Consider the following 13,489-nt stretch of genomic DNA (forward strand, 5'->3'; position numbering starts at 1 on the left):
GCCCGCCTCAGCGGGCGACGGGGTAGCCGTGCGTCCCGTCCGCCCGCACCACGTCCAGCCCCGGCAGCCAGCTGCCGAGCACCAGCGCGGACGGGTAGAACATCGGCTCCGGCAGCGCGTCCACCGGGAAGCGCTCCCAGCCGGCGCAGGCGTGCGGCTCGGTGACCACGGCCTCGGCCAGGCTGGGCGGGGCCAGCACGGCGGCGGTCAGCCGGGGTCGGCCGAGCTCGTGGTCGAGGTGGACGGCGAGCACCCGCATCCCCTCGGCGGGCAGCACGATGCCGGTCTCCTCGGCGAGTTCGCGGGCCGCGGTCTGCTCGAAGGACTCGCCCGGGTCGACCTTGCCGCCGGGCAGGCTCCAGGTGGGCGGCTCGCCGGCGGTGATCCGGCGGCCGATCAGCACCCGGCCGTCCCCGGTGGGCACGACGATCCCGGCGCCGAGCAGCGGTGCGGTCGGTACTGTGCTCAACTCGCCATCTCCTTCAGCTGGTTACCAGTTGGCGCGCTCGTAGTCCTTGAGGAAGCAGCCGTACAGGTCCTCGCCCGCCTCGCCGCGCACGATCGGGTCGTACACCCGGGCCGCGCCGTCGACCAGGTCGAGCGGGGCGTGGAAGCCCTCGTCGGCCAGGCGCATCTTGTCCGGGTGCGGACGCTCGTCGGTGATCCAGCCGGTGTCGACGGCCGTCATCAGGATGCCGTCGGACTGGAACATCTCCTGCGCGCTGGTGCGGGTGAGCATGTTCAGCGCGGCCTTGGCCATGTTGGTGTGGGGGTGCCCCGCACCCTTGTAGCCGCGCGAGAACACGCCCTCCATCGCGGAGACGTTGACCACGTACTTGCGGCGGGACGTGGAGGCGGCCATCGCCGGGCGCAGCCGGCTGATCAGGATGAACGGTGCGGTGGAGTTGCAGAGCTGGACCTCCAGCAGCTCCATCGGGCCGACCTCGCTGACGGTCTGCACCCAGCTGTTGGTGTCGGAGAGGTCGGGCACCAGGCCGCCGGCGTCGATCGCGGTGCCGGCCGCGATCCGGGCCGGGGTGGCGGAGCCGGTGACCAGGGCGAGCGAGGTGACGTCCTCGGCGGCGATCCGCTGCCCGTCGCCGCTCGCCTGGTGGGGGAGGGCGGGCAGGTCGACGCTGCCGCTGCCGAAGCGGCCGATCGTGGTGGCCTGCGGCAGCTCGCCGGCCGGCAGCGGCGCGGACTCGGCGTTCACCAGCTCGCGGTAGGACTCCGGCGGGCGGCGCACGGTCTGCGCGGCGTTGTTGATCAGGATGTCCAGCGGGCCGTCGGCGGCGACCTCGTCGGCCAGCGCCATCACCTGGGCCGGGTCGCGCAGGTCGATGCCGACGACCTTGAGACGGTGGATCCACTCGGCGCTGTCCGGCATCGCCTTGAAGCGGCGGATCGCGTCGTTGGGGAAGCGGGTGGTGATGGTGGTGTGGGCGCCGTCGCGCAGCAGCATCAGCGCGATGTACATCCCGATCTTGGCCCGGCCGCCGGTGAGCAGGGCGCGCTTGCCGGTGAGGTCGGCGCGGGCGTCCCGGTGGGCGCGGTTCTTGACGGCGCAGTCCTGGCAGAGGTTGTGGTAGAAGGCGTCGACCTCGACGTACCGCTGCTTGCAGGTGTAGCAGGAGCGCGGGCGCTCCAGGATGCCGGCGATCTCGGTGGTGGTGGCGGTGGTCAGGCCGAAGGCGCCGGCCGTCTCGTCGTCGATCCGGGTGGGCGCGCCGGTGGCGGTGCGGGCGGTGACCGCACGGTCGTTGGCGGTCTTGCGGGCCCGGGTCTCCTGGCGGCGGCGCTGCTTGAGGGTGCGGAATATGCCGCCGACGGCCTGGCGGACGGTGATCGCGTCCGGGTGGTCCACGTGCAGCTCGTCGAGCTCGGCGATCACCTCCAGGCAGAGCCTCAGCCGCTCGGGGTCGAGGCCGGGACCGTAGTCGACCTCCTCCTCCTCGGTGTCCTCGATCCGGCCCTGCTCGATGTCCGTCTGCCCGATGCCCACGCCTGCTGTCGCTTTCCCGTTCGCCACGCCCACGCGTGAAGCCATGCCTGTTACCGCGTGAATGCTACGGGAGCGGTCCGGACCGGGGCGAAAGCCGGACGTCGGAGGGGGTCTTTGGACGATCCTCCATGTCTACGCGCGGAGCGCTGATCGCGGTTTGTACACAGCCCCAGCAATGCCCCTCGAACTGGCATTTGCCCCCCGTCCTCACGGAGAATCGAACGCTGGGTGCCGGGCGCCCGAGTGCGCTCCGGCGGCATCGCCGCAACCGCACCCGAGGTGTATCCCCCAGCCAGAGAGCCCTTCTTCATGCGCTTCCTGAACGACCTCAAGCCCTCGTACGACCTGACGTACGACGACGTCTTCATGGTCCCCAGCCGTTCCGCCGTGGGCTCCCGGCAGGGCGTCGACCTCTCCTCGAACGACGGCACCGGCACGACCATCCCGCTGGTCGTGGCCAACATGACCGCCATCGCCGGCCGCCGGATGGCGGAGACAGTCGCCCGCCGCGGCGGCCTGGTCGCCATCCCGCAGGACATCCCCACCGAGGTCATCGCCGAGGTCGTCTCCTGGGTCAAGCAGCGCCACCTGGTCTTCGACACCCCGATCACGCTCGCCCCGGGCGCCACCGTGGCCGAGGCGCTCTCGCTGCTGCCCAAGCGCGCGCACGGCGCCCTCGTGGTGGTCGAGGACGGCAAGCCGGTCGGCGTGGTCACCGAGTCCGACTGCCAGGGCGTGGACCGCTTCACCAGCCTGGCCGACATCATGTCCCGCGAGCTGCTGCTGCTGGACGAGGGCGTCGACCCGCGCGCCGCCTTCGACAAGCTCTCCGAGGCGCACCGCAAGCTCGCCCCGGTGGTCGACGCCGAGGGCCGCCTGGTCGGCATCCTCACCCGCAAGGGCGCGCTGCGCGCCACCCTGTACACCCCGGCCGTGGACGCGGACGGCAAGCTGCGGATCGCCGCCACCGTGGGCATCAACGGCGACGTCGCGGGCAAGGCCGGGGCGCTGATCGACGCCGGGGCCGACGTGCTGGTGGTCGACACCGCGCACGGCCACCAGGAGTCCATGATCAAGGCGCTGCGCGCGGTGCGCGGCCTGGACCCGCGGATCCCGATCGTGGCCGGCAACGTGGTCTCCGCCGCCGGTGTCCGTGACCTGGTCGAGGCGGGCGCCGACATCCTCAAGGTCGGCGTCGGACCGGGCGCCATGTGCACCACCCGGATGATGACCGGTGTCGGCCGCCCGCAGTTCTCCGCCGTCCTGGAGTGCGCCGCCGAGGCCCGCCGGCTCGGCAGCCACGTCTGGGCCGACGGCGGCGTGCGCCACCCGCGCGATGTCGCCATGGCGCTGGCCGCCGGTGCCTCCAACGTGATGATCGGCTCCTGGTTCGCCGGGACCTACGAGTCCCCGGGCGACCTGCAGACCGCCGCCGACGGCCGCCAGTACAAGGAGAGCTTCGGCATGGCCTCGGCCCGCGCCGTGAGCAACCGCACCGCCCAGGACTCCACCTACGACCGGGCCCGCAAGGCGCTGTTCGAGGAGGGCATCTCGCACTCCCGGATGTTCCTGGACCCGGCCCGCCCGGGCGTGGAGGACCTGATCGACTCGATCGTGGCCGGCGTGCGCAGCTCCTGCACCTACGCGGGCGCCAACACCCTGGAGGAGTTCCACGAGAAGGCGATCGTGGGCATCCAGAGCGCGGCCGGCTACGCCGAGGGCAAGCCGCTGCACTCCAGCTGGGCCTGATCGCCCGCGCCCGTCCCGCCGTCCGGCCGGTTCCTCGCCTCGGGGAGCCGGCCGGCGGCCGTTGACGGTCCGTGGTGCAGCGTCTCGTGGTGCGGGCCGAGGGGGAGCAGCAGCGCGTGGCCGAGCAACCCGACCGAGCCGTCCAGCGCGGCGGCGAAGGCCTGCGCGGCGCCCGGCACCCGGCGCAGCTCCCACAGCGCCCGGACGGCGGACCAGGCCGCCTCGCGCGCGGCGTCCACCGACCAGGCGCCGAGCAGGTGGGCGAGCGGCTCGACCCGCGCCGGCAGGTCGGGCTCGGGCAGCAACTGCTTCCGGACGGCGGCCTCCACCTCCGCCAGTACGTCGTTGATCCGGTGGTAGTCGTCCTCGACGTCGTCCGGCTCGCGCCCGAGCCGGTGGAGGGTGTCGACGACGGCCAGCGGCAGGTCGTGCTGGATGTGGGCGTTCATCCCGGCCAGCGCGAACTGCACCGGGTGCACACCCGGGTGGGCGCGCAGCGCGAACAGCGGCCGCCAGCAGGCGGGCGGCTCCTGCCCGGCCGCGTCGGCGGCCACGGTCAGCAGGTACCGCCCGGCGAACACCACGTCCAGCTCGGCCACCGCCGGCGGATCGGCGAAGTACGGGCCGCCGAGCCGTTTCCGGACGGCCTGCGTGACGGTGAGGTAGGCGCGGTTGAACACCGCCACCCCGTCGTCCGGCGGCAGGTCCGCCTCGATCTCCCGCAGCCGGCCGACCACGCCGTCGACCGTGACCGCCGTCCTGTCCACCGTGCCGTCCGCCGCCGCACCGGGCATGGGCCGCCCTCCGATGTCGATCGTGCACCGATCGCATCAGCGTGGCAGCGCCGTCGGCGGCCCGGTGCGCGCGGCGCGCAGCCGACGCCTGTTCAGCCCAGCTCGTACTCCAGGACCACTGACACCGACGGCGCCCGCGGTGCGCCGGTCACTGCTCCCAGCGGAGCGCGAGCAGCGCCGCGTCGTCCGCCGGCCCGGCGGGGCCGACCCAGCCGTCGACGTCCGCGAGCAGGGCGTCCAGCAGGTCCGCCGGGTTCCCCGCGGGCAGACCGGGCAGACGTTCCGCCAGCGGGTAGAACCGGCCCTCGGCGTCCCGGGCCTCGGACACGCCGTCGGTGTGCAGGAGCAGCAGGTCGCCGTGCCGCGGCTCGAATCGGCTCGCCGGGTAGCCGCCCCCGGTCAGCCCGAGCAGGCCCAGCGGCGGCGCCGGGAGCGGCGGCTCCAGGTCGCTCACCCGGCCCGCGCGGCGCAGCAGCGGGTTCGGATGGCCGCAGTTCACGATCGTCACCGCCCCCGGGTCCGGTGGCACGTCCAGCAGCAGCGCGGTGGCGAACCGCCCGTCCTCCGAGCGCGCGGTGAGCGCCGCGTCCAGCCGCTCCGCCAGCCGGGTGAGGGCGGGCTCGGTCCGCGCCGCCTCCCGGAACACGCCCAGCACGTCCGCCGCCGTCTCCACCGCCGGCAGCCCGTGCCCCTGCACGTCGCCGAACAGGATCCGCACGCCGAAGCGGGTCTCGACGACGGCGTACAGGTCCCCGCCGATCCGTGCCTCGGCCGCCGCCGCCACGTACCGCACGGCCACACGCAGCCGCCCGATCCGCTCCGGCGGCGGGCGCAGCAGGGCCCGCTGCGCCGCCTCGGCCACCGTCCGGACCTGGAACAGCTCCCGTTCCCGGGCCGCCACCAGAACGACGTTGGCGGCGCTGGCGAACGTCGCGGCGAGCACCGTGATCAGCGCGGTGACGTGCACCTCGGTCGGCAGATCGGTGTTGGTGGACTCCAGCAGCCCGACCGCGAGGGCGGCGATCGCCCCGGCGATCAGCGGCACCCGGGCCGTCCGGGTGGTCGCTCCGGCCAGCACCGGCGCCACCGCGAGGATGGGGGAGAGCGTCGTGCCGGGGCCGGTCACCAGATCGGCCACGATGGCGCCGACCAGCAGCAGGAAGGAGACGCACAGCAGCCGCCGGGCGCGTCGCGGCAGGTGCAGCGGCGGCACACCGGCCGGGCCGTCGTCGGCGGTCACGCGTCCTCCAGGGCCGAGCGGCTGAGCGGGCCCACCGTCCACTCTGCTCTGCGCCCCCCGCCGGCGGCACCTCGGACGAGGACGGCTGGGCGCACCCGACTAGGCTGGGCCGCGAGATGAGACGAAAGAGCCGCCGCCCGGCCTCCCCCCTCCCGCAGCGCAACGGCGTGGACCCGGTGCACCTGCGGCTGCCGGCCGAGGGTCCCTGGCCGACCGTTCGCGCCCACCTGGTCGAGCGGCTGCCGGCCGTGGCGGCCGAGCGGATCGACGCGGCGTTGCACGGGCGGGAGATCGTCGGCGAGGACGGGCCGGTCGCACCCGACGCGCCGTTCCGGCCCGGCGCGCACCTGTGGTTCTACCGGGACCTGCCGGACGAGGTCCACGTCCCGTTCGACCTGGAGGTGCTGCACCGGGACGAGCACCTGGTCGTCGTCGACAAGCCGCACTTCCTGGCCACCACCCCGCGCGGCAGGCACGTCGTCGAGACGGCCCTCTCCCGACTGCGGCACGCCCTCGGCCTGCCCGCGCTCAGCCCCGCCCACCGGCTCGACCGGCTCACCGCCGGCCTGGCCATGTTCGTGGTCAGGCCGGAGGACCGCGGCGCCTACCAGACCCTGTTCCACGACCGGCTGGTCCGCAAGGAGTACCGGGCCGTCGCCCCCTACGACCCGGCGCTGAGCCTGCCGCGCACCGTCCGCAGCCACATCGTCAAGGAACGCGGCGTGATCGCGGCCCGCGAGGTCGACGCCCCGCCGAACAGCGAGAGCCGGATCGACCTGCTCGACCACCGCGACGGCCTCGCCCGCTACCGGCTGCGCCCGCTCACCGGACGCACCCACCAGCTGCGCCTGCACATGTGCGGGCTCGGCGTGCCGATCCTCGGTGACCCGGTCTACCCGGTGGTGCTGCCCGAACCGGCCCCGGACGACTTCCGCCGCCCGCTCCAGCTCCTTGCCTCCGCCGTCGAGTTCACCGACCCGCTGACCGGCCGCGAGTGCCGTTTCGAGAGCCGCCGCACCCTGTCCGCCTGGACCGACCCGGAGGTCTGGGCTCTCGGCGCGTCCTAGGTCCGGCGAACGACGGGGCCCCGGCCCGGCGGCCGATCCGCCGCCCGGCCCCGCGGCGCGATCGCGGGGGCATGAACGCAGCACTGCCCACCGCCCCGCACTCCTCGGGAGTCTCGCGGGCCCTGTGCACCCGCGAGACCGACTCACCACCGTGATCACAGGCAGTCGAACGCCGAGATTCCCGACAGGGTCAGGCCCGGACGGCGACGCGGTGCCCGCGGTGGTGCCGACGGTGCCGTCGCCGTCGCCGCCGACCGGTCCCGGACGCCGACGATCCGGACCGGCCGCCTCGGGCCCACGAGGCTTCCGAGGACGAGTCGCCGGAAGACTCGTCCGACTCCTGGTCGGAGCCTTCCGGCGCTGAGGCCAGCACGTCGATCCGGCCCATCTGGCCGTGCGAGGAGTGCACCATGTGGTGGCAGTGATAGACGTACTGGCCCGGGTAGTCGCCCCAGGTCATGGCGATCCGGACGGTCTCGCCCGGATGGATCGGGACGGTGTCCTTCAGCCCGGCCTCGGCCGGGCCGACCGGCTCCCCGTCGCGGTCCAGCACCCGGAACCGCACCAGATGGGTGTGGAAGGAGTGGGGGGCGTGGAAGACCCCGGCCGGCCGGCGGGTGAGGTGGTTGTGGATCGTCCAGATCTCGCTGGTGCCGACGGTGGTCCGCACATCGGTCCGGTCCGGGTCGTACTTGCGCCCGTTGATCCTGGTGTCCGGGAAGGTCGTCAGCCAGAACTCCCGGTGCACCGCCGCCTTTGGGATCGGCGGCAGGGTGGCCAGGACGTCCGGTACCCGGCTACGGTCCTCGGCCGTCCGGGTGATGTCGAAGCGCAGCACCTCGGACCGCTCGCTCTCCAGCGCGGCCGTGTTCTCCAGCACCACCGATTCGCCGACCGGGTAGCGGGCGAAGTCGACCACGATCTCGGCGCGTTCCGCGCCGTGCAGGGTCAGCTCGTCCAACTGCACCGGCCCGGCGAGCAGCCCGCCGTCGGAGGCGATCTGGGTGAACGGCTCGCCGTCGGCGAAGCGCAGCGATATGTGGCGGTTGGGCGAGACGTTGAAGACCCGCAGCCGGTACTTGCGCGCCGCCACCTCGAAGTAGGGCCGCTCCTTGCCGTTGACCAGCATGTGCGGGCACTCGTACGGGTCGGTGTAGACCAGCCTGCCGTCCGTCTCGATCCGGGCGTCCCGGATCAGCAGCGGGATGTCGAACTCGCCGTCCGGCAGCGGCAGACTGCTCTCGTGCGGGTCGCTGATCAGGTAGGCGCCGGCCAGGCCGCGGTAGACGTTCTCGGCCTCCAGCCGGTGCGCGTGGTCGTGGTACCAGAGCGAGGCGGCGACCTGTTCGTTGGGGTAGCGGTACTCGCGGCTCTCGCCGGGCTCGACGAGGTCCATCGGCAGACCGTCGTACTGCGACTGCACATGGCCGCCGTGCAGGTGGACGGCGGTGTGCACGCTCAGGTCGTTGGTCTGCTGGACCACCACCTCCCGCCCCTTGACCGCCCGGATGGTCGGACCGGGGAAACAGTCGCCGTAGGCCCAGACGGTGGTTCTCAGCCCCTTGACGATCTCCACCTCGGTCTCGGCCATCCGCAGCTGGTACAGGTCCGAGGAGTCCGTCCGCGACACCGGACTCAGCACCGGGGGCACCGGCATGGCGTGCGCGAAGGGGACGACCCGGGCGGCCCGCCCCCCGGACCCCGACCTGGCCGGCAGTGCGGCCGGCGCGGCCTGGGCCGGGCTTGGTGCGAGGCCCCATGGGAGGAGGGCCACAGGGCCGCCTATGGTGGCGGCCCTGAGGAGGTCTCGTCGGTTCAGCATCCTCGGTTTCTCCGTCCAGGACTCGGCGGTCGGTACGCCGCCAGGCAGGTGGTCGCCGGTCGTGGCTTCCGTCCGCCCCGCCCAGCGGCTGCTGCGCTCACGACGGCGCGCGGCCGGGTGTTGCGGATCGTGGCGCCCTGGCCGCGTTCCGTCACCGCCCTTCGGCTCAGTATCAGCGAGCTTCGCGCGCTCCGCATCGCGACCGCACCTGCCAGGAACCGGGACGCCCCCTCGGGAGGGCCGGCGGCCACGTGGTGCGGGGGCGGGTACCCGGTGCGTTCCTGGCTGCCAGCCGCGCTCGTCGGGCATGGCCGAGGCTTGCTACGGGCGCCGGTCAGTCAGACGGCGCCGGGGTGACATTGGTGACGGCGAGCGCGGGGCGGACCGCTCTGGCCAGGGCCACGGCATCGCCCTTGGCCCAGATGTGGGTGAAGAAGAGGCGCGGCTCGTCCGTCAGGCCGTGGTTGTGGAGTTCGACCAGCTCGAAACCGCCCCGCAGCAGCGCCGCGTGCGCGTCCTGGACCTCGGCGGCGACCATGGCGAGGTCGCCGCTGAGCGCCGCCCGCCCCCCGCCGAGCGGCTGGAAGTTGAAGGCCGAGGTCGCGCCCAGGCCGGGCGGCAGCACGTGCCCCTCCTCGATGATGGTCTCGCGGCGGACGAAGACGCAGGCATGGACGTCCTCGCTGCTCGTGCCCGTGACCCCCAGAGCGGCGTTGATGCCGGCGATGTCCAGATCGAGGGGCCGGGACGGCCGGGGCCGGTGGGGCGGTGGAGTGCCGGTGGAGTCGAGCGCGGTCCGAAGCCCGCGGGCCAGTGTCGCGGCGTCATGGCCGTGTGCGCAGATGTGAGTCCACCAGATGTCAGGAGTCTGGGCCGGCAGGTGTTTGTGGATGGCGGTCTGGGAGATCCCGTGGGCATGGAGGGCGTCGGTCAGGGCCGGGATTTCATCTGCGGTCACCGCCAGATCGCCCATCATCAGCGTGCTGCCGTTGTCGTACCGGGCGAAGGAGACGTGCGAGCCCAGCGCGAGTCCGGGGCTGACGACGACGCCGCGGCTGACCACGTGCAGGTCGTGCCGGGGGAAGGGCGTGTGATGGTAGGTCCGGCGGATGATCCTGCCCGGCCGGCCGAGAGCCCGCACGACGTCGACCCAGTCCGCCTCGGTGGTGGGCACCGGGGTGGGCAGCGGCTTGGCCGGCGGACCACTGCCGGGATCATGGGCCGCAGCCGACTGCGCGACGCTGTCCCCTCCCAGGCCGACCAGCACCGGCGCCAGCCCGGCCGCCGCCAGCAGCGGCCGGCGCGGGACAGCGGGGGGAGTACTTTTTCCGGGGGTTCCGTCTCCGGTCTTCACAGGCACACCTCCAAAGCCGTAGGCAAACACAGGAGTCGGTCCCCGCGTCGTCGCCACGGCGGCGCGCGGGCACCGACCCCCGTCCGGATCGACCGATAGGGGTATGCCGACGGCCGGACGAGCGGCCGGATGGAGGAGTGGGGGCACGGGACGGCAGCCGCCTGACGGCGCCACCCGGCACCCCGGGCGGCCGAACCCCACGACAGGCTCGACCGACCCGGCCCGGAAGGTGGGGCGCCGGACTTCGCGCGTCAGGAATCGGGCGACGCCCAGGTGCCCAGGGACATCTCGGCGGTGATGCCCGGGCCGAACCCGGCCAGCAGCCCCTGGTGGCCGGTGAGAGCCGACTTCTCGTCGAACATCCGGCCCAGGGCGTCGAGCACGACCGCGCTGGCGATGTTGCCGTACTCGGTGAGGGTGGCCCGGCTGAAGCGGAACGCCTCGGGCGGCACTTCCAGGAAGTAACTCAGGTCGTCCAGGATCCGCGGACCGCCGGCGTGGACGATGTAGAAGTCCAGCTTGCCCACGTCCCACTGGTGCTGCTCCGCCACCGCACGCAGGGCCGGGCTGAGGGGCTCCATCGTCTTCGGCACCCGCCTGTCCAGCTGGAAGTGGAATCCGGTGGAGCGGACCGCGTAGGAGATCCACTCCTCGGTGTTCGGGATGAGGTACGAGCCGTTGCGCTCCAACCGGATGCCGGTCCCGCCCTCGCCCCGGACCACGGCGGCGGCGATCCCGTCGCCGAACAGGCCGTTGGACAGCAGCGACCCCACGCCCAGGTCGGTGGGCTGGTAGCACAGCGAGCAGAACTCGCAGGCCACGATCAGCACGTTGGCGCCCGGGTAGGCCGAACAGAAGTCATGGGCGCGGTTCACCGCCGCACCGCCGGCCGCACAGCCCAGTTGGGCGATCGGCAGCTGCCGGGTCTCCGGCCGGAAGCCCAGCTTGTTGATGAGCCACGCCGTGAGCGACGGCATCATGAAACCGGTGCACGACACATAGACGATCAAGTCGATCTGCGACGGCTCCACTTGGGCCTGTTCGAGGGCCTTGACCACCACCGCCGGGACGCGGGCCCTGGACTCCGCCTCGAAGACGGCGCTCCGCTCGTCCAACCCCGGGTGCTTCAGCACCACGTCGATGGGTTGGATCAGATGCCGCTTCCGCACTCCGGTGTTCTTGATCAGGCGCAACGCCAGATCGAGCTGTGGATGGTCGGGGTGGAGCCTGCGTGCCAGTTCGAGGGTTTCCTCGTTGGTGATGACGTGCTCCGGTACAGCTATCGCCGGCTTGCACAGAACGGCCATGGGACTTCCTCCTGACGGGCGGAGTTCCCGGTGCGCCTTTGGCCGGGCGGTGAACTCATCACTCGACGGCAGCCGCCGCGAGCCGGACATGTGGAGACGGCGCGGCGGCGGGACTCACCGGGCGGGACCCAACAGCGTGGCGGACGAGCCGGCAGAGCGAGGATCGGATGCTCGCCGTGCGGGCGGTCGTGCCGGCCGCGAGTTGGTTCGAGCCGCGTCAGCCCAATCTACGGAAGGTGGGTCCAGTGCGCACGTCGGCCCGCACACTCCGAGGTGTGCGGGCCGACGTGCGCGGCGATGCCGGAAGCGAGGTGGCGGCAGGCGAGCGCCGGAGCGTGGGGGGCACCGTCACCAGGTGACCGGCAGCGCGAGCGGATAGCGCCAGATCGACGTGGCGTTCCACGCCAGCTCCGCGGCCGGCTTCGCCAGCGCGATCCTGGGGAAGCGCTCCAGCAGAGTCCCGAGCGCGACTTCGAGTTCGGTGATGGCCAGCGGTGCGCCGAGGCAGTGGTGCGCGCCCCAGCCGAAGGTCATGTGGGAGGGGCTGGTCCGCTCCAGGTCCAGCTCGTCAGGCCGGTCGAACCTGCGGCCGTCCCGGTTGGCGGTCAGGTAGGAGACATGCACGATGTCCCCCGCCGAGATCCTCACCCCGCTCAGCTCCACGTCCTCGAGGGCCACCCGGGGGATGCCGACGCCCTTGCGGAAGGGGATGAAGCGCAGCAACTCGTGGAGCACCTGGGTGAGCATCTCGGGCCGCTCGCGCAGGGTGGCGCGCACGTCGGGCCGGGTGAGGATGGTGTACGAGAGGTTGCCGAGCTCGTACGTCGTGGTGTCCTGGCCGGTGATCAGCAGGACCATGGCCATCACGGTGAGTTCCTTCTCGTCGAGGACCTCGTCGCCGTCGCGGGCCGTGGCCAGGGCGCTGATCAGGTCGTCGCCGGGGTTCCTGCGCCGTTCGGCCGTCAGCTCGGCGAAGTACGCCCGCAGGTCGGCCTTGGCCCGCACCGCGTCCGGCTTGTTGTCCAGGCCCACGTTCATCATCGTCCGGGCGTTGGCGCGCAGCTGTGCGCTGTCGGCCTCGGGGATCTCCAGGACCTCGCAGATCGTGATCAGCGGGAGCGGGTGGGCCAGGTGCTCCATGAGGTCGGCCGGGGGACCCTGGTCCCGCATGCGGTCCAGCAGCTCGTTCACCACGTGCTGGGTACGGGCCCTCATCCGCTCGATGTGGTCGGCTGTGAAGCCCTTGGACACCAGGCTGCGCAGGCGGGCGCTGGCAGGCGGGTCCATGACGTTGATCGCCTCGGCCTGGACGATCGGCTCGGGAGTCATGCGCGGAAAGTCCCGGCCGACGACGGCGTGCCGGCTGAAACGCCGGTCAGTGGTCACTGTACGCACGTCGTCGTACCCCGTGACGAGCCAAGCCTCCCCCTCGCCGTAGGGGAGGCGGATGCGGCTGACCGGTGCGTCGTTCATGAGCTGCCGGAGCGTCGGGTCGAACTCAAGGGCCTCGGCGTAGTCGAACGGGCAGTTCCGTGGGCTGGAGTCGGTGGACATGCGGACCTCCAGGTCTGGGCCGTGCAGGCGGGATGGGAAGGCGGATGGAATGGACTGAGCACCGGTACCCGATCGGTCGGCCGCACACACCGGTGGACGTGCTGGACCGCCGGTAATTCATCCGGGCTGATCAGCGGCGGGAGCGCCCGTCCCCCACGGACGGCGATCCGGCAGCGGACCATCCGGAGACCGCGGTCGCCGGGTGCGGCGTCCCCGTCCGGCCGAACCCGGCCCGGGCGAGCCCGTCCCCGCCGACCGCGGCGGCGGGGGTGAGCGCCTGACGGCCTTGGCCCTCCACGCACGATGCCGCCCTGACCGCCGAGCGCCGGTCCGCCGCAGCCCAAGAGCTGAACCTCGTCACATGCGCACCGTTGCAGTACTAGGACGTGTATTCGGTCGTGATCAATGGGTTCGGGTGAGGTCCTTGATCCAGATCATTGCGCCGCGAAGGTGAAGGCCGGCGAGGTAGCTTTCCGGGCTCTTGTCATACCGGGTCGCGATACCTCGCCAGGCCTTCAGCTTGTTGATAAGGCGCTCGACGGTGTTCCGCTCCTTGTAGAGCTCGGCGTCGTGGCTGACAGGCCGGCCGCCCCGGCTGCC

At 72.7% G+C, this 13,489-nt stretch carries 10 protein-coding genes and 1 pseudogene; 2 read left to right on the plus strand and 9 right to left on the minus strand.

Annotation, left to right across the window (positions count from 1 at the left end):
• Positions 1-7: 7 nt before the first annotated feature.
• Together ACIRRH_RS29930 and ACIRRH_RS29935 are read right to left on the minus strand one after the other, a co-directional pair.
• Positions 8-469: an NUDIX hydrolase gene (locus ACIRRH_RS29930; RefSeq protein WP_403073598.1), complete on the minus strand. Its 462-nt coding sequence runs from the start codon at positions 467-469 to the stop codon at positions 8-10.
• Between the two features lie 21 nt (positions 470-490).
• Positions 491-2,047 carry an SDR family NAD(P)-dependent oxidoreductase gene (locus ACIRRH_RS29935; RefSeq protein ID WP_403073600.1) on the minus strand — a complete coding sequence of 519 codons (1,557 nt, stop codon included), beginning with the start codon at positions 2,045-2,047 and terminating at the stop codon, positions 491-493.
• A 264-nt stretch (positions 2,048-2,311) separates the two neighbouring features.
• On the opposite strand from ACIRRH_RS29935, the gene ACIRRH_RS29940 reads away from it, so the two are divergent.
• Positions 2,312-3,751: a GuaB1 family IMP dehydrogenase-related protein gene (locus ACIRRH_RS29940; RefSeq protein WP_403073601.1), complete on the plus strand. Its 1,440-nt coding sequence runs from the start codon at positions 2,312-2,314 to the stop codon at positions 3,749-3,751.
• On the opposite strand, the gene ACIRRH_RS29945 is transcribed toward ACIRRH_RS29940, so the two are convergent.
• The gene (locus ACIRRH_RS29945) at positions 3,712-4,545 is read right to left on the minus strand and encodes a DUF5995 family protein (protein ID WP_403073603.1); all 834 of its coding nucleotides are present in this window, start codon (positions 4,543-4,545) and stop codon (positions 3,712-3,714) included. The genes ACIRRH_RS29940 and ACIRRH_RS29945 overlap by 40 nt on opposite strands.
• Positions 4,546-4,693: 148 nt before the next feature.
• Entirely contained in the window at positions 4,694-5,785 is a 1,092-nt protein-coding gene (locus tag ACIRRH_RS29950) for a PP2C family protein-serine/threonine phosphatase (protein ID WP_403073605.1), read from the minus strand.
• Positions 5,786-5,901: 116 nt separating this feature from the next.
• Between ACIRRH_RS29950 and ACIRRH_RS29955 the strand changes: the two genes are divergently transcribed.
• A complete protein-coding gene (locus ACIRRH_RS29955; RefSeq protein ID WP_403073606.1) occupies positions 5,902-6,852 on the plus strand; it encodes an RluA family pseudouridine synthase in 951 nt (316 codons plus the stop codon).
• 190 nt (positions 6,853-7,042) lie between these two features.
• Here the strand turns inward: ACIRRH_RS29955 and ACIRRH_RS29960 are convergent, their stop codons facing one another.
• The 5 genes and pseudogenes from ACIRRH_RS29960 to ACIRRH_RS29980 form a co-directional block, all read right to left on the minus strand.
• A complete protein-coding gene (locus ACIRRH_RS29960; protein ID WP_403073608.1) occupies positions 7,043-8,482 on the minus strand; it encodes a multicopper oxidase family protein in 1,440 nt (479 codons plus the stop codon).
• A 526-nt stretch (positions 8,483-9,008) separates the two neighbouring features.
• Entirely contained in the window at positions 9,009-10,028 is a 1,020-nt protein-coding gene (locus ACIRRH_RS29965; RefSeq protein ID WP_403073609.1) for a DUF1259 domain-containing protein, read from the minus strand.
• A gap of 251 nt (positions 10,029-10,279) precedes the next feature.
• The gene (locus tag ACIRRH_RS29970; RefSeq protein ID WP_403073611.1) at positions 10,280-11,335 is read right to left on the minus strand and encodes a type III polyketide synthase; all 1,056 of its coding nucleotides are present in this window, start codon (positions 11,333-11,335) and stop codon (positions 10,280-10,282) included.
• Positions 11,336-11,683: 348 nt separating this feature from the next.
• Complete coding sequence (locus ACIRRH_RS29975) at positions 11,684-12,889, minus strand: cytochrome P450 (RefSeq protein ID WP_403073613.1); 1,206 nt, start codon at positions 12,887-12,889, stop codon at positions 11,684-11,686.
• A 402-nt stretch (positions 12,890-13,291) separates the two neighbouring features.
• Positions 13,292-13,489 (minus strand): annotated as a pseudogene (locus ACIRRH_RS29980) (IS5/IS1182 family transposase); the annotation flags it as partial.

The sequence above is a fragment of the Kitasatospora sp. NPDC101235 genome, assembly GCF_044767505.1.
GTDB lineage: Bacteria > Actinomycetota > Actinomycetes > Streptomycetales > Streptomycetaceae > Kitasatospora.

Bases quoted from the DNA above. Each gene is read 5' to 3' on its own strand.
- ACIRRH_RS29935 (WP_403073600.1), bottom strand. From the start codon at position 2,047: ATGGCTTCACGCGTGGGCGTGGCGAACGGGAAAGCGACAGCAGGCGTG.
- ACIRRH_RS29940 (WP_403073601.1), top strand. From the start codon at position 2,312: ATGCGCTTCCTGAACGACCTCAAGCCCTCGTACGACCTGACGTACGAC.
- ACIRRH_RS29945 (WP_403073603.1), bottom strand. From the start codon at position 4,545: ATGCCCGGTGCGGCGGCGGACGGCACGGTGGACAGGACGGCGGTCACG.
- ACIRRH_RS29955 (WP_403073606.1), top strand. From the start codon at position 5,902: ATGAGACGAAAGAGCCGCCGCCCGGCCTCCCCCCTCCCGCAGCGCAAC.
- ACIRRH_RS29970 (WP_403073611.1), bottom strand. From the start codon at position 11,335: ATGGCCGTTCTGTGCAAGCCGGCGATAGCTGTACCGGAGCACGTCATC.
- ACIRRH_RS29975 (WP_403073613.1), bottom strand. From the start codon at position 12,889: ATGTCCACCGACTCCAGCCCACGGAACTGCCCGTTCGACTACGCCGAG.